This window comes from Streptomyces sp. NPDC060209, assembly GCF_042728155.1.
Taxonomy (GTDB): domain Bacteria; phylum Actinomycetota; class Actinomycetes; order Streptomycetales; family Streptomycetaceae; genus Streptomyces.
This window is the reverse complement of record NZ_JBHWZS010000146.1, coordinates 1-20,212: the sequence shown is the minus strand read 5'-3', so window position 1 is coordinate 20,212 and position 20,212 is coordinate 1. Positions and strand designations below refer to the sequence as shown.

The window sequence follows — 20,212 nt, the reverse complement described above, 5'->3', positions numbered from 1 at the left end:
CGTGACGCGTGCGCCGCTACTGTCCGGCGGGTCGGGGAGCGGATCCCGAGCCCGGCCGAGCGGATTGCGAGCGGATCAGCCCTGGGCGGCCCGGGTTGCCATGCGGGCCTTGCGGGCTGCCAGCTTCTCGTCGAACTTCGACGCCTCGCTGTCCAGGCCGCTCATGTACAGCCCGAGCTCCTCCTGTGCCTTGAGGCCCTCCGGGCCGAGGCCGTCGATGTCGAGGACCTTCAGGTACCGCAGCACGGGCTGGATCACGTCGTCGTGGTGGATGCGCATGTTGTAGATCTCGCCGATCGCCATCTGCGCGGCGGCCCGCTCGAAGCCGGGCATGCCGTGTCCGGGCATCCGGAAGTTGACGACGACGTCCCGCACGGACTGCATCGTGAGGTCCGGGGCGAGGTCGAAGGCCGCGCCCAGCAGGTTGCGGTAGAAGACCATGTGCAGGTTCTCGTCGGTCGCGATCCGGGCCAGCATCCGGTCGCAGACGGGGTCGCCCGACTGATGGCCGGTGTTGCGGTGCGAGACGCGGGTCGCGAGCTCCTGGAACGCGACATACGCCACGGAGTGCAGCATGGAGTGGCGGTTGTCGGACTCGAAGCCCTCCGCCATGTGCGCCATGCGGAACTGTTCGAGCTTGTCCGGGTCCACCGCGCGCGAGGTGAGCAGGTAGTCGCGCATCACGATGCCGTGCCGGCCCTCCTCCGCGGTCCAGCGGTGCACCCAGGTGCCCCAGGCGCCGTCGCGGCCGAAGAGCGAGGCGATCTCGTGGTGGTAGCTGGGGAGGTTGTCCTCGGTCAGCAGGTTCACGACGAGGGCGATGCGCCCGATGTCGGTGACCTTGGACTGGCTGGTCTCCCACGCCTCCCCGTCCTCGAAGAGGCCGGGGAAGTTACGGCCGTCGGAGAACGGCACGTACTCGTGGGGCATCCAGTCCTTGGCGACCTTGAGATGGCGGTTGAGTTCCTTCTCCACCACCTCTTCCAGCGCGTACAGCAGCTGGGCGTCAGTCCACGCCTTCGAACTGCCGAGGTGGGGAGAGGTGATCGTCACGGGGGGCTCCTGGGGACGGGAGAATTACCTACGGCTTCGTAGGTTACGTGACCGTAGGTTAAGGCGGCAGTAAGGCCATAGCCAAGCCTCATCCTCGCGGTGTGTGTTCACTCACTGTTATCCGTGCAGGTCGTAGCCATCAACACGCGGGCAAGTCAGGCATTTTCGCCCCCGGATACCGGCAACTGCGCGGGGTCGATTTCCCGGAGCCCGTCCGCGTCCAGCAGTAGCCACCGGGTGATTTTCAGCGACTTGAGGAAGGGCATGTCGTGGCTCGCCACGATCAGCGCTCCCTCGTACGCGTCCAGCGCCGACGACAGGCGGCTCACACCGGACAGATCGAGGCTGTTCGTCGGCTCGTCCAGCATCAGCAGCCGAGGAGCCGGCTCCGCGAGCAGCAGCGCCGCCAGCGTGGCCCGGAAGCGCTCGCCGCCCGAGAGCGTCCCGGCCGGGCGGTCCGCACGCGCACCCTTGAAAAGGAAGTGCGCCAGCCTCGCCCGGATGCCGTTGACCGTGGTGCCCGGCGCGACGCGTGCCACATTTTCCACCAAGGACAGCGCATCGTCGAGGACATCGAGTCGCTGCGGCAGGAAGCCCACCGGTACCTGGATGGTTGCCTCGCCCGACACCGGATCCAGCTCTCCGGCGATCGTACGCAGCAGGGTCGTCTTCCCCGAGCCGTTGCGGCCGAGCAGTGCGATCCGCTCCGGTCCGCGCAGATCCCACTCGCCCCGCAGCCTCGTCCCGTAGGCGAGTTCGAGATCCCGGAGCAGCAGCACACCGAGGCCCGGATGGACCCGGGTGTGCGGCAGCTCGATCCGGATCGCCTCGTCGTCCCGTACCGCCTCGACCGCCTCGTCGAGCCGCCCCTCCGCGTCCGCCAGCCGCTCCGCGTGCATGACGCGGTGCTTGCCGGCCGACTCCTGGGCGGTCTGCTTGCGCTGGCCCATCACAACCTTCGGCTCGCGCTTGGTGTCCCACATCTTCTGCCCGTACCGCTTGCGCCGGGCAAGCTTGACGTGCGCGTCGGCGAGTTCGCGCTTCTGGCGCCGGACGTCGGCCTCCGCGACCCGCACCATCCGCTCGGCCGCCTCCTGTTCCACGGCCAGCGCCTCCTCGTAGGCCGACAGGTTGCCGCCGTACCAGGTGACCGAGCCGTCCCGGAGATCAGCGATCCTGTCCACCCGCTCCAGCAGCTGCCGGTCATGGCTGACCACGACCAGCACTCCCGTCCAGGCGTCGACGGCGTCGTACAGCCGTCGGCGGGCGTACAGATCGAGGTTGTTGGTCGGCTCGTCCAGCAGGAGCACGGAAGGGCGTGCCAGCAGCAAGGCCGCCAGGCGCAGCAGCACGCACTCGCCGCCGGACAGCTCGCCGACGGTCCGGTCGAGACCGATCCCGGACATGCCCAGCTGGTCGAGCACGGCGCGGGCGCGTTCCTCGACGTCCCAGTCGTCACCGATCGCGGCGAACTGCTCCTCGCCGGTATCGCCCGCCTCGATGGCGTGGAGCGCCGCGCGCGCGGTGGCCACACCCAGCACGTCGTCCACCCGGAGGGCGGTGTCCAGGATGAGGTCCTGTGCGAGGTAGCCGATGTCGCCGGCTGTTCTGATGTGCCCGGCTGCGGGCGTGAGGTCACCTGCGATCAACCGCAACAGGGTTGATTTGCCACAGCCGTTGAGGCCGATCAGACCGGTCCGGCCATGTCCCACGGCCAGTTGAAGGCCGCTGAAGACCTCGCCTCCGTCGGGCCAGGCGAACGTGAGGGAGGAACAGAGAATATGCGTGGCGGATGCAGACACAAGGGTCTCCCGGCTGCGTCGAGGGAATCACGGAGAACGGCTCGGACACTGGGGTCACACAAGGCACACGCGTGTCAGGGCGTGCGGCGCGAATGTGTGGACACCTCAGATGTGGAGCAACGTCCTTCTCCGATCCGACGACAACGGGGACACCGGTGACGTTACGAGCGGGCCCCGTGCCGCGCAACCGAATTCGGCCGTCCGTACGACGTCCTGGGGCCTGTCGGCCAGGGACGGAGAAGCCCTCGGACGGTCACGCGGCACACGCCTGACGCGCCGGCGCCCCGCTCCTCGCCTGCGGCTCGGTCCCACCTGCCCCGGCTCGGCCGCCGGCAGGTGGGACCGACCGGTGCGGCTAGCGGGTCCGGTAGCGGGCGTAGACCAGTCCGCTGGCGAAGGCACGCTTCTCGACCAGCTCGAGATCGAGGCGCACGCCGTCGGGGAAGAACCGCTTGCCGCCGCCGACCACGCTCGTGGTGATGAACAGGTGGTACTCGTCCACCAGGCCGGCCGCGATCGCCTGGGCCGCGAGGTTCGGGCCGTCGACGGTGAGGTCCTGATCAGCCCCGGCCTTGAGCTTGCGCACCGCGTCCGGGTCGAAGGTCCGCTCGATCCTGGTCTTCGCGCTGGACGCCGACCCAAGCGTCGTGGAGTACACGACCTTCTCCGCGGCCTGCCAGTCGCGGGCGTACTGCAGGATGTGCGGCGGCTGGTCGGGCTCGGTGTGCGCGGTCTCCCAGTAGACCATCGTCTCGTACATCCGCCGGCCGTAGAGGTACGTGCCGACGGGGCGGAAGAGATCGCCGATGAAGGTGTGCACCTCCTGGTCGTCGGCCCCGGTGCCGAGGTCGCCCTCCGCCGCCTCGGCGTAGCCGTCGAGCGAGGTGATCATCGAGTAGATGAGCTTTGCCATGCGTCTCCTTCGGGTACGAGCGCGTCAGTCTGCCGGCGGCCCTGACAGACTTCCTCCACACCCGCAGCCACCACCGCTGACACGCCGCACTCGGCGGACACCACCCATCAGCCGTGTGAACAACCCTGCGGGTCAATACGCCTGAGGGCTGCCCCGGGGAATCCCGCAGCGTGCGCGGACCCCGCACGGCGCTGCTGGGACGGACAGCCGGACCCGGTCTCGGCACCAGCGTTCCTGACTCCGGACCGGTGCGCCGACCTCACGGTGCACAACCGGCAGTCCGGCGGGCGGCCGTCATGACCGTTGGGGCACGACGACGGCAGCCCTGACCCGCACAGCGCGACCTCTCAGGAGGACCCGCCCAGCAGATCGGTCAGATCGCCGTCCAGATCCAGGAAGAGGTGCTCGTCCCCCACCGGTACCAACTCCTGCGCCCGTGCCAGGAAGCGGCGCAGCTCCGACGTCCGCACATGCACCATCGCGATGCCCTCGACCGCGTGGAACTCCAGAACCGTACGGTCGTACCCGAACGGCCGGACCCGGACGTCGCCGACGCCGGCCGGCTCGTCCATGCCTGTGGTGAGCAGCTCCCGGGAGAACTCCCATGACACCTCGGTGCCTTCGAGGGTCGCAGGGGCCGGGAACGCCATGCGGACGGCGAAGGGGTCCTTGCGGTCGTAGTGCAGAGTGGCGGGCAGTGTCTCCATACGCGGCGCGGACGCGACCATACGGGCCTGCACGGACTGCTCGATAACGCTGGACAAGACCTGCTCCCTCTCGCCATGGACGAACGGTTCCCGGCATTGGAGTAGACGACGGAACGTCTCCATCCGTGCACTGCCGGACGGCGTGAGCTGCGTCACCGCCCCCACCCCCCTCTGATCAACTGCCCCGTTTCGCGTGGTGCACCCTGGACGCCCGTCCGCCGGTGGGTTAGCTTCCAGCGCCATGAGGGCCATGGGGAAGATGAGACGACTGATGGCACCGGTGCTGTGCGGTGTGGCGGTGACCGCCGCACTGGCCGCACCGACGGCGCAGGCCACGCCGGGAGGGCACGAGGACCGGGAGCCGCGTTGGGCGCTCACGGCGACGGGAACGGACGCGCGCTTCCGCGGCCTTGCCGCCGTCGGCCGCGACACCGCCTGGGTCGCGGGCTCCGGGGGCACGGTGCTGCGCACCACGGACGGAGGGCTCCACTGGCGCGACGTCTCGCCGGCCGGCGCGGCAGGGCTGGAGTTCCGTGACATCGAGGCCTTCGACCGGCGGCGGGCGGTGGCGCTGTCCATCGGCGAGGGCGAGGCGTCCCGGGTCTTCCGTACGGAGGACGGGGGCGCCACCTGGACCGAGTCCTTCCGCAACACCGACGCCCGGGCCTTCTACGACTGTCTGACCTTCTTCGACAGCCGTCACGGGCTCGCGATGAGTGACCCGGTGGACGGGAGGTTCCGCATCCTGTCGACCTCGGACGGCGGGCGGAGCTGGCGAGTGCTGCCCGATGCCGGGATGCCGGCGGCACAGCCCGGCGAGGCCGGGTTCGCGGCGAGCGGCCAGTGCCTCGTCAGTTCGGGCGGCAAGGACGTGTGGCTCGCCACCGGCGGCGCGGCGGCCGCCCGGGTGCTGCACTCCGGCGACCGCGGCCTGACCTGGACGGAAGCCGTGTCGCGGATCCCGGCGGGGGATCCGGCGCGCGGGGTGTTCGGCCTCGCCTTCCGGGACCGTACGCACGGCATCGCGGTCGGCGGCGACTACCGGGCGGACCAGGCGTCGCCGGACGCCGCGTCCGTCACCGGGAACGGCGGCCGGAGCTGGCGGAGCGCGGCCGTTCCGCCACCCGCCTACCGGTCCGGCGTCGCATGGCTGCCGCACAGCCGACGCTCGGCGCTCGCCGTGGGTCCGACCGGCACCGATGTCACCCGGGACGGCGGCCGCACCTGGCGGACCGTGGACACCGGCTCGTACGACACGGTCGACTGCGCCCCGGACGGCGGCTGCTGGGCCGCGGGCGAGAAGGGACGGGTCGCGCGGCTGCGGTAGCGGAGCCTCAGCCGGGCAGCTGCTGCCTGTACGGTGCGAGCGCGTCGGAGGTCTTCGTCGCGAGGAACTCCGTGATCCGGTAGGCGCACACCTCATGTGCCGCGAAGGGGTCGGAGGCCGCGATCCTCTCGATCTCGGCACGGTCGTCGCCCACGGCCAGGATCACACCGCCGTCGCGGGGGTTCTTGCGTCCCGAGGCGATGAAGACCCCGGCCTCGTACTGCGTGTCCAGCCAGGCGACGTGCTCCGTCATGAGGGCGTCGACGCGCTCGACCGGTGCGGTGTAGGTCAACTCGAGTACGAACATGATCGCCAGGCTACCGGGCTGCCTAGACTGACCCGCCATGACGACTTTCCGGATGCCCGCCGACGAGGCCGAAGCCCGCGCCGTCCAGGACGCGTTGCGCGCACGGGTGGTGCTGGACGAGCCGGGGCCACCGCCCGGAACCGGCCGGGTCACGGGGGTCGACGTCGCCTACGACGACGAGCGGGATCTCGTCGTCGCGGCGGCCGTCGTCCTCGACGCGGCGACCCTGGAAGTGATCGCCGAGTCCACCGCCGAAGGCCGTGTGACGTTCCCGTACATCCCCGGCCTACTCGCCTTCCGGGAGATCCCGGCCGTCCTGGCCGCGCTGGAGGGCCTGCCGGTGGACCCGGGGCTCGTCGTCTGCGACGGCTACGGGCGGGCCCACCCGCGCAGGTTCGGGCTCGCCAGCCACCTCGGTGTGCTCACAGGTCTGCCGGTCATCGGTGTCGCGAAGAACCCCTTCGCCTTCCGCTACGAGCAACCCGGTCCCCGGCGCGGTGACTTCACCCCGCTCCTGGACGGGGACGAGGAGGTGGGCCGGGCCCTGCGGACGCAGGACGCCACGAAACCCCTCTTCGTCTCCGTCGGTCACCGCACCGGCCTGGACAACGCCTGTGCCCATACGCTCGCGCTGGCCCGTGACTTCCGGCAGCCGGAGACCACGCGCAGGGCCGACGCCCTGTGCCGGTCCGCGCTGAAGGAAGCGATCGGCTGAAGGACGCCGCCTGCCCGGGGATCTGTTGCCGACTGAGTACAAATACGGATGTTGTTTGTCGAATATCAGGGGCAGGCTGGTACACATGATCGACCACCACGCACCTCAGATGAGCACCGGAACCGTACGTCTCTCCCAGCGCGGCGTCGCCGTGGGCATGACGCTGGGCGTCCTCGCGGGCGCCGGCTGGACCGTGTCCATGGTCGTCACGCTGGCGTCCTGGGTGCTCTGACCGGCTGCGTCCCCCTTCCGGTGCTCAGCGCGACGCCGCGACCCGGAAACGCAACCCCGCCGCCTGTAGCCGCTCCAACAGCGCATCGCCCATCGCCACGGCCGTCGTGACCTGACCCGACGTCGCCGGCAGGTCGTCGAGGGCGAGCGCCAGAGCCGCCTCGGCCAGCATCTTCGCCGTCTCGCCGTAACCGGGGTCCCCGCCCGAGACCTCCGTGTAGACCCGCCGGCCGCCGCCCTCCCCGATGAAGCGGACCGTGAACCAGCTGCGCTGCCTGCGCCGCTCGTCGGGGCCCGTGCCCGGTTCGACCCGGGCCGACAGCCACTGCCGCGCGGCGGGGATCTGGGCGGCCCCCACCAGCAGGACCGTCGCCGCCGTGCCGCCGAGTGCCATGGGCAGGTGCTTCACGGAGGCGAAGTGCCGGTAGCGGAAGTCCGGGCCGTAGCGCTCCAGCCCCCGTGCGGACCGCTCCACCACGCGGGGATCCAGGGTCGGCAGCGGCAGCGCCCAGGTGCCGGTCTCCGGGCTGAAGTGCGGTGCGCCCTGCGGGGCACGGACCCTGCGGCCGACCAGGCGCGGCTCGTGCAGACGTCGCTCCCGCGCGGCCCGCACCATCTGCGGGCCACGGCCCATCGCGGTGAGCGCCGAGGCGAACGTACCGCCGGAGAAGACCGCGTCGGTGCGGACGTAGCCGTCGACCGTCAGCGGGACCCCCTCGGGGAGCTGCCGCACGGTGAAGTAGGCGCCCAGGTCGTGCGGCACGGAATCGAAGCCGCAGGCGTGTACGAGCCGGGCACCCGTCTCGCGGGCCCGGCCGTCGTGCTCCAGGTACATCCGGTCGACGAACTCCGCCTCACCGGTGAGGTCGGCGTAGTCGGTCCCGGCCTCCGCGCAGGCGGCCACCAGCTTCTCGCCGTACAGGACGTACGGTCCGACCGTCGACGCCACCACGTGTGAGGACTCGGCGAGTTCACGCAGGGAATCGGCGTCGTCCGAATCAGCCGTCAGCAGAGGCAGGTCCGCGCAGCGCGGGTGGCTCTCGGCCAGGCGCTCGCGCAGCTGTTCCAGCTTGCCGCGGCTGCGGCCGGCCAGGGCCCAGCGGCAGCCGTCAGGCGCGTGTGCGGCCAGATATTCGGCCGTGAGCGCCCCCACGAAACCGGTGGCTCCGAAAAGGACGACGTCATAAGGGCGTTCTGCCCCGTTCTGCCTGTTCATACGTGCCTCCGCAGGGGCCTGCGCCGATGTAGCAGGCAGAGGGTAGCGGAGGTGTTCGTGGTGCCGCGCGGCCGGGCGGGCTTCTGTGCGAGAGGATCGACGGGAAAGAACTAAGCGCTTGCTCGGCCAAAAGGGTTGTGCCGAGAGCGGCCGGTTCTTAGCATCATCGATGTTACATCAGTTGTGTCACACCGCTGGGGGCTTGATGGCAACGACAGGACACGGGCCGCAGGGCCCGCTGGCCGGGGTGCGCGTCGTCGAACTGGCGGGCATCGGCCCGGGGCCGTTCGCCGCTATGCTCCTCGCCGACCTCGGCGCCGACGTGGTGCGCGTCGACCGGCCCGGAGGCTCGGTGATCGGCATCGAACCCGCCTTCGACCTCACCAACCGCAACAAGCGGTCGGTCCTCGTCGACCTGAAGGCCGAGGGCGGAGCCGGGCAGGTCCTCGACCTCGTCGAGCGCGCCGACATCCTGATCGAGGGCTACCGGCCGGGCGTCGCCGAACGCCTCGGAGTGGGCCCGGACGCCTGCCTGGAGCGCAATCCGCGGCTCGTCTACGGACGGATGACCGGCTGGGGCCAGGACGGTCCGCTGGCCGACCGGGCGGGTCACGACATCGGCTACATCGCCCTCACGGGCACCCTGTCCATGATCGGCAGATCCGGCGAACCGCCGACGGTGCCCGCCAACCTGGTCGGCGACTACGCGGGCGGCTCGCTCTACCTCGTCGTCGGTGTGCTCGCAGCCCTCCAGCACGCCCGGACGCCCGGCGGGAGGGGGCAGGTCGTCGACGCGGCCATCGTCGACGGCGCGGCCCATCTCGCCACCATGATCCACGGGATGCTGGCGGCCGGCAGCTGGCAGGACCGCCGCGGCTCCAACCTCCTCGACGGCGGCTGCCCCTTCTACGGCTCCTACGAGACCTCCGACGGCCTGTACATGGCGGTCGGGGCCCTGGAGCCCCGCTTCTACGAGGAGTTCGCCGAGCTCCTCGGACTCGGGGACGAGGCGCCCGACCGCAACGACTTCGGACGCTGGGAGGAACTGCGCGCCCTCGTCGCCGACCGGTTCAGCACCCGTACGCGCGCCGAGTGGACCGAGATCTTCGAGGGGACGGACGCCTGCGTGGCCCCCGTCCTCTCGCTCCGTGAGGCGCCCCGCCACCCCCACCTCGCCGCCCGCTCCACCTATGTGGAGCACAGCGGCCTCACCCAGCCCGCCCCCGCACCCCGCTTCTCCGCGACACCCGTCTCCGTACGCAGCGGACCCGCGCTGCCCGGAGCGGACACCGAGGCCGTCGCCGCGGACTGGGACCTGCCGGGCCTGCTGACCACCGGGAAGGAAACGACCGGCTGATGGAACTCTCCCTGCCGCTGAACTACGCGGGCGACCCGCGCGCCGCCTGCGACCAGGTCGCCGAACTCGAGTCCGCCGGACTCGACGCCGTCTGGGTCGCCGAGGCGTACGGCTTCGACTCGCCCACTCTCATGGGCTACCTCGCCGCCCGCACGGAACACCTGAAGATCGGTGCGGCGATCCTCAACGTCTACTCCCGCACCCCCGCCCTCATCGCCCAGACCGGCGCCGGGCTCGACGCCGTGTCCGGGGGCCGTGCCCTGCTCGGACTCGGCGCCTCGGGCCCGCAGGTCGTGGAGGGCTGGCACGGCAAGCCCTACGACAAGCCGCTCGGCCGGACCCGCGAGACCGTCGAGCTCTGCCGGCGGATCTGGCGCCGCGAGGTCATCGACCACCACGGCATCACCGACATGCCCCTGCCGAAGGAGAAGGGCGGCAGGCTCGGCAAGCCGCTGAAGATCCTCACCAGGCCGGTGCGCGACACCATCCCCCTCTACGTCGCCTCCCTCGGCCCCGCGAACGTCCGGCTGACCGCTGAGATCGCCGACGGCTGGCTGCCCACCCTCTACATCCCGGAGAAGGCCCAGCAGGTCTGGGGCGCGGCACTGGCCGAGGGCGCGGCGAAGCGCGATCCGGAGCTCGGCCCCCTGCAGACCGTCGCGGGCGGCCTGCTGGCCATCGGCGACGACGCGGCCGCCGTCAGGGACCTCGCCCGGCCGCAGATCGCGCTGTACGTCGGCGGCATGGGTGCGCGGGGCAAGAACTTCTACAACGACCTCGCCGTCGCCTACGGCTACGAGAAGGAGGCCGCCACCATCCAGGAGCTCTACCTCTCCGGGAGGAAGAGGGAGGCGGAGGCCGCCGTCCCGGAAGAATTCTGCGAGCTCATGACGCTCTGCGGCCCCGAAGGCTACGTACGCGACCGCATCGAGGCCTTCCGCGAGGCCGGGGTCACCATGCTCAACGTCACGCCCGTCGGCCCCGAGCCGGCACGGCTGATCTCCACCGTCAAGAACTGGCTCCAGGGGGCTTGAAGTGCAGCGGCAGATCTTCACCGAAGAGCATGACGCGTTCCGCGAGACCGTCCGCACCTTCCTGGCCAAGGAGGTCCTCCCGCACTACGAGCAGTGGGAGAAGGACGGCATCGTCTCGCGCGAGGCCTGGCTCGCGGCCGGCCGGCAGGGACTGCTCGGCCTCGCCGTCCCCGAGGAGTACGGAGGCGGCGGCAACGCCGACTTCCGCTACAGCGCCGTACTCGCCGAGGAGTTCACCCGGGCCGGGGTCTCAGGGCTGGCGCTCGGGCTGCACAACGACATCATCGGCCCCTATCTCACCGGTCTCGGCACCGAGGAGCAGAAACGGCGCTGGCTGCCCGGTTTCTGCAGCGGCGAGACCATCACCGCCATCGCCATGACCGAACCCGGTGCGGGCTCCGACCTCCAGGGCATCCGCACCGGTGCCGAGGACAAGGGCGACCACTGGCTCCTCAACGGCTCGAAGACCTTCATCTCCAACGGCATCCTCGCCGACCTGGTGATCGTCGTCGCGAAGACCTCACCGGAGGGCGGGGCGAAGGGCCTGTCGCTGCTCGTGGTCGAGCGCGGCGCCGAGGGCTTCGAGCGGGGCCGGAACCTCGACAAGATCGGGCAGAAGTCCCAGGACACCGCCGAGCTCTTCTTCAACGACGTACGCGTCCCCAAGGAGAACCTCCTCGGCGAGCTCGACGGCGCCTTCATCCACCTCATGACCAACCTGGCCCAGGAACGGATGGGCATAGCGGTCGCCGGAATCGCCGCCGCCGAATACCTCCTGGAGATCACCACCCGGTACGTCAAGGAGCGCGAGGCCTTCGGGCGCCCGCTCTCCAAGCTCCAGCACATCCGCTTCGAGATCGCCGAGATGGCAACCGAGTGCGCCGTCACCCGGGCGTTCCTCGACCGGTGCATCGTCGACCACTCCGAGGGGACGCTGGACGCCGTCCACGCCTCGATGGCCAAGTGGTGGGCCACCGAGCTGCAGAAGCGGGTGGCCGACCGCTGCCTCCAACTCCACGGCGGATACGGCTATATGACGGAGTACCGGGTCGCCAAGGCCTTCACCGACGGCCGTATCCAGACCATCTACGGCGGGACGACCGAGATCATGAAGGAGATCATCGGCCGCTCGCTGCTCGCCTGACCCCCTGCCCAGCACCGACCCCGAAAGGCAGCTGCCTTGAGTACCGAAGCATTCGTCTACGACGCGATCCGTACCCCGCGCGGCCGCGGCAAGGCCAACGGCGCCCTGCACGGCACCAAGCCGATCGACCTCGTCGTCGGCCTCATCCACGAGATCCGTGACCGCTTCCCCGACCTGGACCCCGCGGCCATCGACGACATCGTCCTCGGTGTCGTCAGCCCGCTGGGTGACCAGGGCTCCGACATCGCCCGGATCGCCGCGATCGCCGCGGGGCTCCCGGACTCCGTCGCGGGCGTACAGGAGAACCGCTTCTGCGCCTCCGGCCTCGAAGCGGTCAACCTCGCTGCCGCGAAGGTCCGTTCGGGCTGGGAGGACCTCGTCCTGGCCGGCGGCGTCGAATCCATGTCCCGCGTGCCCATGGGCTCCGACGGCGGGGCATGGGCCATGGACCCGATGACCAGCTTCGAGACCGGCTTCGCCCCGCAGGGCATCGGCGCCGACCTCATCGCCACCGTCGAGGGCTTCTCGCGACGGGACGTCGACGAGTACGCCGCCCTGTCCCAGGAGCGCGCCGCCATCGCCTGGAAGGAGGAGCGCTTCGCCCGTTCCGTCGTCCCCGTCAGGGACCGCAACGGCCTGCTCGTCCTCGACCACGACGAGCACATGCGCCCCGGCACCACCGCCGACTCCCTCGCCTCCCTCAAGCCCTCGTTCGCCACGATCGGCGAGATGGGCGGCTTCGACGCCGTGGCCCTCCAGAAGTACCACTGGGTCGAGAAGATCGACCACGTCCACCACGCGGGCAACTCCTCCGGGATCGTCGACGGCGCGGCCCTCGTCGCGATCGGCTCCAAGGAGACGGGCGAGCGCTACGGACTCACCCCTCGCGCCCGGATCGTCTCGGCCGCCGTCTCCGGATCCGAGCCGACCATCATGCTCACCGGGCCCGCCCCCGCCACCCGCAAGGCGCTGGCCAAGGCCGGACTCACCATCGACGACATCGACCTCGTCGAGATCAACGAGGCCTTCGCGGGAGTCGTCCTGCGCTTCGTCCGGGACATGGGCCTCTCCCTCGACAAGGTCAACGTCAACGGCGGCGCCATCGCACTCGGCCACCCGCTCGGCGCGACCGGCGCCATGATCCTCGGCACCCTCATCGACGAACTGGAGCGTCAGGACAAGCGCTACGGCCTCGTCACCCTCTGCGTCGGCGGCGGCATGGGTGTTGCCACCGTCATCGAGCGTCTCTGACCGTCCCCCGGCCATCCCTGCCTACGGAGAAGACAAGCAATGACCGAGAGCACGACCATTCGCTGGGAACAGGACGAGACCGGCGTCGTCACCCTCGTACTCGACGACCCCAACCAGTCCGCCAACACGATGAACCAGGGCTTCAAGGAGTCCATCGCGGCCGTCGCCGAGCGCGCCGAGGCCGAGAAGGACTCCATCCGGGGCATCATCTACACCTCCGCGAAGAAGACCTTCTTCGCGGGCGGCGACCTCAAGGACATGATCAAGATCGGTCCCGAGAACGCCCAGGCGGCGTTCGACGCCGGAACCGCCATCAAGAAGTCGCTGCGCCGTATCGAGACCCTCGGCAAGCCGGTCGTCGCCGCCATCAACGGCGCCGCGCTCGGCGGCGGTTACGAGATCGCGCTCGCGGCCCACCACCGCGTCGCCCTGGACGCCCCCGGCTCCCGTATCGGCCTGCCCGAGGTCACCCTCGGCCTGCTGCCCGCGGGCGGCGGTGTCACCCGTACCGTACGGCTGATGGGCATCACCGACGCCCTGCTGAAGGTCCTGCTCCAGGGCACCCAGTACACCCCGCAGCGGGCGCTGGAGAACGGCCTGATCCACGAGGTCGCCGCCACCCGGGAGGAGATGCTCGACAAGGCCCGCGCCTTCATCGACGCCAACCCCGAATCGCAGCAGCCCTGGGACGTAAAGGGCTACCGGATCCCCGGCGGCACTCCGTCGAACCCGAAGTTCGCGGCCAACCTGCCCGCCTTCCCGGCCAACCTCAAGAAGCAGCTCGCGGGGGCGCCCATGCCCGCGCCCCGCAACATCATGGCCGCGGCGGTCGAGGGGTCACAGGTCGACTTCGAGACCGCGCAGACCATCGAGGCGCGCTACTTCACCGAGCTGGTCACCGGCCAGGTCGCGAAGAACATGATCCAGGCCTTCTTCTTCGACCTTCAGGCGGTCAACTCCGGCGCCAGCCGCCCGGAGGGCGTCGAGGAGCGCCAGGTCCGCAAGGTGGCCGTCCTCGGCGCCGGGATGATGGGCGCGGGCATCGCCTACTCCTGCGCCCGCGCCGGCATCGACGTCGTCCTCAAGGACGTCTCCACCGAGGCGGCCGCCAAGGGCAAGGCGTACAGCGAGAAGCTCCTCGCCAAGGCACTCTCCCGGGGCCGCACGACCGAGGCGAAGCGGGACGAGCTGCTGGCCCGCATCACCCCGACCGGGGACCCTGCCGACCTCGCGGGCTGCGACGCCGTGATCGAGGCGGTCTTCGAGGACACCGCGCTCAAGCACAAGGTGTTCCAGGAGATCCAGGACATCGTCGACCCCGACGCGCTGCTCTGTTCCAACACCTCGACGCTGCCCATCACCGTGCTCGCCCAAGGCGTCAGCAGGCCGGTGGACTTCATCGGGCTGCACTTCTTCTCGCCCGTGGACAAGATGCCGCTCGTCGAGATCATCAGGGGCGAGAAGACCGGGGACGAGGCACTGGCACGCGCCTTCGACCTGGTGCGCCGGATCAAGAAGACCCCGATCGTCGTCAACGACTCGCGCGGCTTCTTCACCTCGCGCGTCATCGGCCACTTCATCAACGAAGGCGTCGCGATGGTCGGCGAGGGTGTCGAACCCGCGTCGGTCGAGCAGGCGGCGGCGCAGGCCGGCTACCCGGCCAAGGTGCTCTCCCTCATGGACGAGCTGACGCTCACCCTGCCCCGCAAGATCCGCAACGAGACCCGGCGCGCCGTCGAGGAGGCGGGCGGCGCCTGGGCCACGCATCCCGCGGACGGAGTCATCGACCGCATGGTCGACGAGTTCGGACGGCCCGGGCGCAGCGGGGGAGCGGGCTTCTACGAGTACGGCGAGGACGGCGGCCGGGGCGCGCTCTGGCCGGGCCTGCGTGAGCACTTCACGAAGCCCGGTACCGACGTGCCCTTCGAGGACATGAAGGAGCGGATGCTCTTCTCCGAGGCGCTGGACAGTGTCCGCTGCCTGGAGGAGAACGTCCTCATGACCGTGGCCGACGCCAACATCGGCTCCATCATGGGCATCGGCTTCCCGGCCTGGACCGGCGGCGTGCTCCAGTACATCAACGGGTACGAGGGCGGCCTGCCCGGCTTCGTGGCGCGCGCCCGGCAGCTCGCCGAGCGCTACGGAGACCGCTTCCTGCCGTCCGCGCTGCTGCTGGAGAAGGCGGAGAAGGGCGAGACCTTCCACGACTGACCCGGCACGCCCCCGCGGGCCGCGTCCATCGCCTGATCACTCGGCGGTGAACGCGGCCCGCAGCTCCTCCTTCAACGACCGCTGGAAGGCGGTCAGCAGCGCCTGGAGCACCATCGGCTGCATATGGGCCGAGAGCGATTTCATCGCCTTCACGTGTTCCGGGTCCGACTCCCGCTCCCGGTAGGGGTTCCACACCTCGTCCCGGAAAAGCCGGGTCAGTTCGTGGGCCGCCGAGCGGGTGTGCTCCAGGAGGACCGTGCGCGCGGCCAGGATCGTCTCGTGCGCGATGGGCACGTCCAGGAGCTCCACCCCGAGCCGCAGCAGACCCGGGTCCACGAGGAAGGGCCCCTCGGGCGCCGTGGGGCGCTCCAGCACTCCCATGGCCGCCAGCCGGTCCACGTCCTGCCCACTGAGGGCCCGGCCCGCCCGTCGCTCCAGCTCGGATCGCTCCATGTCCTCTGCCGAGTCCGGCGCCCAGGACGCCACCAGGGCGCGGTGGATCGCCAGATCCTGGGCGCTCAGGTCGGGCGGCAGCTGCTGGAGGTATCGCTCGATGGCGGCCAGCGTCATGCCCTGGTGCTGGAGTTCCTCGATGAGGGCCAGCCGGGAGAGGTGGTCCGGCCCGTAGTGCCCGACGCGCCGGGGCCCGATCACCGGAGGCGGCAACAGGCCCCTGGTGCTGTAGAAGCGCACGGTGCGCACGGTGACTCCCGCACGCGCCGCCAGCTCGTCGACGGTCAGCGTCGGCTCGTCGGTTCCGGTCGCCATGGCTGCTCCTTGTCGCGGACAGGCCCGTCCTGACGGGCCTGGGTCGATCAGGTGCAACAGTATTGCTGTCGCACCACTGTTGTGAAAGTGCCCACGGGTGAGCGTCCCTGGCCCCGAGGTGTTCGCACACATGGGCGCCGTTCATCACCGATGTCTGCGGATAGTGTGACGGCCGACGCGGGTACCGCGGGAAGGGGGCCACGTGAGGGACGGCGAGGCGGCGCGGACACGGTCCGGACGGGACGAGGTGACCCCCGCGCCCGCAGTCGGCCCGGCGGACTCCTCCCTGCTGACACTGCTCGGTCTCGGGGAAGCCGAGGACGTGGTCTACCGGCTGCTCGTGGACCGTCCCGACTGTGAACCGCCGGCACTCGAAGGGCCGTTGAGCGGCCCCGTGGTGGCCCAGGCCCTCGAGTCGCTCGTCGAGCGCGGCCTCGCCAGCGCCGGGCAGCCGGAAGACGGCAGCACCGTCCGGTACCGGGCCGCGTCGCCCGTGCTGGCACTCGGGTCGCTCCTGGAGTCCCGGCGGGCCGCGCTGCGCCAGGTCGAGTCCTTCGTCGGCGACCTCACCGAACGGCACCGGTCCGCCCAGGCGCACGCCTCGGGGGTGCCCGTGGAAGTACTGACCGGCCCGGCCGCGATCCGGCGCCGCCTGCTGACGATGCAGCGTCAGGCCGTCAGCGAGGTCTGCACCCTGGTCCCCACCAGGCACGCGCCGGCGGTGCTCTCCTACGAGGACAACTTCGCGGAGGCGGACGCGGAGCTGATGCGCCGCGGAGTGACCGTGCGCAGCGTGGTCGAACGCGAAGGACTGGAGCATCCGGCGACGGCAGCGGTGATGGCCTCGTGCGTCGCACTGGGCCAGCACATCTCCGTCACGGACCGGCTGCCGATCAAACTGGTCATCGTGGACCGGCGGGTCGCACTGCTGCCCCTGAACCCGGAGCGGGAAACCGAGCCGGTCGCGCTCGTCGTGCACCGGACGGGCCTGCTCACCGCCCTCTGCTCGCTGTTCGACGAGCACTTCGAGAAGGGGTGGCGGCTGAGCGGCGCCGGGACCGGCCGGGAGGACGCTCTCACGCCGGCCGACCGGGAGATCGTGGCGCTGCTGCACACCGGTCTGACCGACGCAGCCATCGCCCGCCAGCTCGGCATGGGGCATCGCACCGTGCAGCGGCGGCTGCGGGTCCTGATGGACGAGGTCGGCGCGGCCACCCGGTTCCAGCTCGGCTGGCACGCAGCCCGCGCGGGCTGGCTCGAAGACCCCGATCCCTGTGCGCCGCGAGGGCTTTGAGGCGCAATTACGCCACGGCGCTTTCACGCCGTCGTCATCCCTTGTTGGCCGTCCCCGCGTACCGAAGGATCAACCCCGTCAACCGGGTGGGGCGTACAACAGTGCGTCCCACCGATGGGTGTGCGATGGGGAGGGTTCTGTGAGAACAACGAGGATCCGGCGGATACTGGCGGCCGGAGTCGTCATCACCGCCACCGGCTCGGCGCTGCTGGCCGCACCGGCCTGGGCCGGGACAGGCACGCCGGCCGCGACGACGGCGGAGGCGGACCCCGTCCCCGTCGCCCCGGCCATGACGCAGGGACTGGACGACACGGTGCGCGAGGGCACGCCCGCCGAGGCGGCCCGCGCCCACATGAAGGCGTACAAGGGAACGTACAAGGTCGCCGAGAGCGATCTGAAGACGGTGAGGACCACCGAGGACGGCAAGCAGTCCTCCGTCCGCTTCCAGCAGAAACACGACGGCGTACCCGTCTTCGGTGCCCAGTACGCGGTGCAGACCGAGGCCGGCGACGGCGGTGTGCGGATCACTTCGGCGACCGGCACGCTCTACACGGACCTCACGGTCTCCACCACGCCCCTGGTCGACGAGGCCACCGCGAAGCAGCGGATGTTCTCCCTCGACCGCGGCCTCGACGGAGTGGAGGGGCGGCAGACCAGGGCGCAGGGCCTCACCGTGCTGCCCGACGCCGACGGCGGCAGGCTGGCCTGGCACTTCACCGTCACCGGTGGCAAGGCGGACGGCAGTCCGGTGCGTCAGGAGGTCTACATCGACGCGCGGGTGGGCGGCATCGCGCTCTCGTACAACAACGTCGACGCCGCCGCCGACGCCTCGCCCGCCGAGGGCACCGGCGTCCGCTTCGACGGCACCGAGGCGAAGCTGGGCGTCAACAAGGAGACGGACGGCACCTACACGCTCGTCGACTCGGCCCGTGCCATGTACGCCGAGACCGGCGGCCAGATCCGTACCTACGACGCACAGCGGGCGCGCTACCAGGACGTGGCGGGCGGCCCGGTCGGCGAGGGCACCCCGCTGGGCAGCTCCGCGAGCGACCGCTTCGACGGAGTCAACACCACCTCCGGCGCGGTGGACGCCCACCTCAATGCCACCAAGGTCTACGAGTACCTCCGCGACCAGCTCGGCCGGGACGGCGTCGACGGTGAGGGCGGCTCGATCCACTCCGTCGTCAACGTCTCCAGCAACGGCAAGGACTACGCCAACGCCTTCTGGGACGGCTCCAAGATGGTCTACGGCCACATGAAGGGCGTCCCGCTCTCCGTCGGCCTGGACGTCGTCGGCCACGAGATGACGCACGGGGTCACCGAGCACTCCGCGGGCCTCGTCTACCTCAACCAGTCCGGTGCGCTGAACGAGGCGATATCCGACTACTTCGGCAACGCCATGGAGACCGCCGACAAGGGCGTCGCCATGGACGACCCGACGTCCGGTCTCATCGGTGAGTACCTCTGCAACGGCACCGAACCGCTGGAGGAGTGCGCCCTGCGCGACCTGAACGACGGCCGCAGCGCGCGGAAGGACTACCTGCCCATCACCCTCGACATCGACAACGGCGGAGTGCACCACAACTCCACCATCGTCGGCGGGGCGCTGTGGGACATGCGCAAGAACATCGACAGCAAGCTCGCGGACCAGGTCGTCAACCGTGCCGCGCAGAACTACCTCACCCCGCTGTCCGGCTTCACCGACATGCGTAACGCGGTCACCCTCGCCGCGAAGTCGCTCCGTGTCTCCAAGGGCGACCTCGCCGCGATCGGCGCGGCCTTCGACGCCCACGGCATCGAGAAGGGCTGGGAGAAAAGGAGCGGCACGCAGGACGGCACGGTAATCGGCGCCGGAGTCCTGCCCGCCTACGAGGTCTACGGCGGCATCGACGAGCAGGCCGCCCAGATCAACGGTGACGTCTACGCGATCCCGCACGGCGACGCCATCGCCTGGGGCCAGGGCAGCGAGGCCTTCGGGATCACAGTGGGCCGCTTCGGCAAGAAGCCGCAGCGTGAACTCGCCCAGAAGGACGCCCATCTGCTCGACCCGTCCCTGGACGACGACCGCATCGTCTTCACCCGCGTCGCCGCCGACGGCGTCGGAATCTACCGAGCCGGCGAGAAGGGCCAGGGCGGTATCAGGAAGCTCGTCGACCTGCCCGGCGCCGACGAGACCGAGCCGGTCACCGACGACGGCGCGCTCGCCTACATCAGCACCACTTCCGACGGCGAGCAGGACGTCCTGCTCCGCAGGGCCGACGGCACCACCGTCAACGTGACCCCCGAGGCCGGCACCACGGCTTCCCGGCTCGCGATGAAGCACGGCCGGATCGCCTGGACGGGCACCGGCGGCTATGTGTACCTGTACGACATCGAGTCGGGCACCACGCAGAACAAGCGGATCGGCGGCTGGGTCTTCAACTTCGTCTCCGACATCCAGCTGACCTCCGACCGGATCTACTGGCGCGAGACCGGCGGCCTGGTCCCGGGCACCACCTTCATGTCGGCGCCGGCCGACGACCTGTCCGAGGCCGCGAAGCTGCGCACACCGACGGGCACCTACGGCGCCCAGTTCTCGGTCACCGAGGAGTATTTCGCCTACTCGAGCTATGACGTCTGGGGTGCCTTGGGCTCCTGGACCGGCCCCGGCAAGGTCAGGGTCTCCACGACCGCCGACGTCCTCGCCGGCCTGAACAACTTCAGCCGTGTCTCCTGCTCCTCCGGCGCCCAGCTGGCCCCGTCCCTCGGGGAGGGCCGGCGTGTCGCCTGGCTGGACACCACGGCCGCGGACACCGATGTCGCGACCCGCTCGACCTTCGCCGGGAGCTGCGAGGAGTAAGCCCCCACGCACACCCGAGTCGGGGCGCCCACCGGAACTCCGG

General features: G+C 70.5%; 17 protein-coding genes. 10 read left to right on the top strand and 7 right to left on the bottom strand.

The genetic code is table 11. The annotated features are described in order from the left end of the window. Nucleotides 1-75 precede the first annotated feature (75 nt). The 4 genes from ACFWFI_RS25250 to ACFWFI_RS25235 all read right to left on the bottom strand — a co-directional run bounded on the left by ACFWFI_RS25250 (nucleotide 76) and on the right by ACFWFI_RS25235 (nucleotide 4,532). Entirely contained in the window at nucleotides 76-1,053 is a 978-nt protein-coding gene (locus tag ACFWFI_RS25250) for an acyl-ACP desaturase (protein ID WP_387394297.1), read from the bottom strand. A gap of 155 nt (nucleotides 1,054-1,208) precedes the next feature. Further along, complete coding sequence (locus ACFWFI_RS25245) at nucleotides 1,209-2,855, bottom strand: ABC-F family ATP-binding cassette domain-containing protein (RefSeq protein ID WP_387394295.1); 1,647 nt, start codon at nucleotides 2,853-2,855, stop codon at nucleotides 1,209-1,211. A 355-nt stretch (nucleotides 2,856-3,210) separates the two neighbouring features. Further along, on the bottom strand, nucleotides 3,211-3,768 hold the full coding sequence (locus ACFWFI_RS25240) for a dihydrofolate reductase family protein (RefSeq protein ID WP_387394293.1): 558 nt from the start codon (nucleotides 3,766-3,768) through the stop codon (nucleotides 3,211-3,213). Nucleotides 3,769-4,115: 347 nt separating this feature from the next. Then, nucleotides 4,116-4,532, bottom strand: coding sequence for a spore wall synthesis regulator SsgD (locus tag ACFWFI_RS25235; protein WP_387394291.1), 417 nt, complete (start codon nucleotides 4,530-4,532; stop codon nucleotides 4,116-4,118). Nucleotides 4,533-4,746: 214 nt separating this feature from the next. On the opposite strand from ACFWFI_RS25235, the gene ACFWFI_RS25230 reads away from it, so the two are divergent. Then, nucleotides 4,747-5,802: a WD40/YVTN/BNR-like repeat-containing protein gene (locus tag ACFWFI_RS25230; RefSeq protein WP_387394289.1), complete on the top strand. Its 1,056-nt coding sequence runs from the start codon at nucleotides 4,747-4,749 to the stop codon at nucleotides 5,800-5,802. Nucleotides 5,803-5,809: 7 nt separating this feature from the next. On the opposite strand, the gene ACFWFI_RS25225 is transcribed toward ACFWFI_RS25230, so the two are convergent. Continuing rightward, entirely contained in the window at nucleotides 5,810-6,109 is a 300-nt protein-coding gene (locus ACFWFI_RS25225) for a YciI family protein (protein WP_387394287.1), read from the bottom strand. 37 nt (nucleotides 6,110-6,146) lie between these two features. Here ACFWFI_RS25225 and ACFWFI_RS25220 point away from each other — a divergent pair, with 37 nt between their 5' ends. Both ACFWFI_RS25220 and mmpA read left to right on the top strand, forming a co-directional pair. Continuing rightward, nucleotides 6,147-6,824: an endonuclease V gene (locus ACFWFI_RS25220; protein ID WP_387394285.1), complete on the top strand. Its 678-nt coding sequence runs from the start codon at nucleotides 6,147-6,149 to the stop codon at nucleotides 6,822-6,824. A gap of 85 nt (nucleotides 6,825-6,909) precedes the next feature. Beyond that, nucleotides 6,910-7,056 (top strand): morphogenic membrane protein MmpA, encoded by a 147-nt coding sequence (gene mmpA, locus ACFWFI_RS25215; protein WP_387394284.1) that lies wholly within the window; start codon nucleotides 6,910-6,912, stop codon nucleotides 7,054-7,056. A gap of 24 nt (nucleotides 7,057-7,080) precedes the next feature. Here mmpA and ACFWFI_RS25210 read toward each other — a convergent pair whose 3' ends face one another. Next, the gene (locus tag ACFWFI_RS25210; protein ID WP_387394282.1) at nucleotides 7,081-8,271 is read right to left on the bottom strand and encodes a saccharopine dehydrogenase family protein; all 1,191 of its coding nucleotides are present in this window, start codon (nucleotides 8,269-8,271) and stop codon (nucleotides 7,081-7,083) included. Between the two features lie 205 nt (nucleotides 8,272-8,476). Between ACFWFI_RS25210 and ACFWFI_RS25205 the strand changes: the two genes are divergently transcribed. Genes ACFWFI_RS25205 through ACFWFI_RS25185 form a run of 5 tightly spaced genes read left to right on the top strand, consistent with a single transcriptional unit; the run spans nucleotide 8,477 to nucleotide 15,268 of the window. After that, nucleotides 8,477-9,628 carry a CaiB/BaiF CoA transferase family protein gene (locus tag ACFWFI_RS25205; protein WP_387394280.1) on the top strand — a complete coding sequence of 384 codons (1,152 nt, stop codon included), beginning with the start codon at nucleotides 8,477-8,479 and terminating at the stop codon, nucleotides 9,626-9,628. Continuing rightward, the gene (locus ACFWFI_RS25200) at nucleotides 9,628-10,662 is read left to right on the top strand and encodes an LLM class F420-dependent oxidoreductase (RefSeq protein ID WP_387394278.1); all 1,035 of its coding nucleotides are present in this window, start codon (nucleotides 9,628-9,630) and stop codon (nucleotides 10,660-10,662) included. Before ACFWFI_RS25205 ends, ACFWFI_RS25200 begins: the two co-directional genes overlap by 1 nt. Before the next feature lies 1 nt (nucleotide 10,663). Beyond that, nucleotides 10,664-11,806, top strand: a complete 1,143-nt coding sequence (locus tag ACFWFI_RS25195; protein ID WP_387394276.1) for an acyl-CoA dehydrogenase family protein — start codon at nucleotides 10,664-10,666, stop codon at nucleotides 11,804-11,806. A gap of 36 nt (nucleotides 11,807-11,842) precedes the next feature. After that, the gene (locus ACFWFI_RS25190; RefSeq protein ID WP_387394274.1) at nucleotides 11,843-13,057 is read left to right on the top strand and encodes an acetyl-CoA C-acetyltransferase; all 1,215 of its coding nucleotides are present in this window, start codon (nucleotides 11,843-11,845) and stop codon (nucleotides 13,055-13,057) included. Nucleotides 13,058-13,096: 39 nt separating this feature from the next. Continuing rightward, a complete protein-coding gene (locus tag ACFWFI_RS25185; RefSeq protein ID WP_387394272.1) occupies nucleotides 13,097-15,268 on the top strand; it encodes a 3-hydroxyacyl-CoA dehydrogenase NAD-binding domain-containing protein in 2,172 nt (723 codons plus the stop codon). A gap of 36 nt (nucleotides 15,269-15,304) precedes the next feature. Here the strand turns inward: ACFWFI_RS25185 and ACFWFI_RS25180 are convergent, their stop codons facing one another. Then, nucleotides 15,305-16,036 (bottom strand): MerR family transcriptional regulator, encoded by a 732-nt coding sequence (locus ACFWFI_RS25180; RefSeq protein WP_387394270.1) that lies wholly within the window; start codon nucleotides 16,034-16,036, stop codon nucleotides 15,305-15,307. Nucleotides 16,037-16,238: 202 nt separating this feature from the next. Between ACFWFI_RS25180 and ACFWFI_RS25175 the strand changes: the two genes are divergently transcribed. Beyond that, the gene (locus ACFWFI_RS25175; RefSeq protein ID WP_387394268.1) at nucleotides 16,239-17,330 is read left to right on the top strand and encodes a helix-turn-helix transcriptional regulator; all 1,092 of its coding nucleotides are present in this window, start codon (nucleotides 16,239-16,241) and stop codon (nucleotides 17,328-17,330) included. Between the two features lie 139 nt (nucleotides 17,331-17,469). Further along, nucleotides 17,470-20,169 carry a M4 family metallopeptidase gene (locus ACFWFI_RS25170; protein WP_387394266.1) on the top strand — a complete coding sequence of 900 codons (2,700 nt, stop codon included), beginning with the start codon at nucleotides 17,470-17,472 and terminating at the stop codon, nucleotides 20,167-20,169. The last annotated feature ends 43 nt before the right edge of the window (nucleotides 20,170-20,212 follow it).

Bases quoted from the DNA above. Each gene is read 5' to 3' on its own strand.
- ACFWFI_RS25240 (WP_387394293.1), bottom strand. From the start codon at position 3,768: ATGGCAAAGCTCATCTACTCGATGATCACCTCGCTCGACGGCTACGCC.
- ACFWFI_RS25230 (WP_387394289.1), top strand. From the start codon at position 4,747: ATGGCACCGGTGCTGTGCGGTGTGGCGGTGACCGCCGCACTGGCCGCA.
- ACFWFI_RS25225 (WP_387394287.1), bottom strand. From the start codon at position 6,109: ATGTTCGTACTCGAGTTGACCTACACCGCACCGGTCGAGCGCGTCGAC.
- ACFWFI_RS25220 (WP_387394285.1), top strand. From the start codon at position 6,147: ATGACGACTTTCCGGATGCCCGCCGACGAGGCCGAAGCCCGCGCCGTC.
- mmpA (WP_387394284.1), top strand. From the start codon at position 6,910: ATGATCGACCACCACGCACCTCAGATGAGCACCGGAACCGTACGTCTC.
- ACFWFI_RS25210 (WP_387394282.1), bottom strand. From the start codon at position 8,271: ATGAACAGGCAGAACGGGGCAGAACGCCCTTATGACGTCGTCCTTTTC.
- ACFWFI_RS25205 (WP_387394280.1), top strand. From the start codon at position 8,477: ATGGCAACGACAGGACACGGGCCGCAGGGCCCGCTGGCCGGGGTGCGC.
- ACFWFI_RS25200 (WP_387394278.1), top strand. From the start codon at position 9,628: ATGGAACTCTCCCTGCCGCTGAACTACGCGGGCGACCCGCGCGCCGCC.
- ACFWFI_RS25185 (WP_387394272.1), top strand. From the start codon at position 13,097: ATGACCGAGAGCACGACCATTCGCTGGGAACAGGACGAGACCGGCGTC.
- ACFWFI_RS25180 (WP_387394270.1), bottom strand. From the start codon at position 16,036: ATGGCGACCGGAACCGACGAGCCGACGCTGACCGTCGACGAGCTGGCG.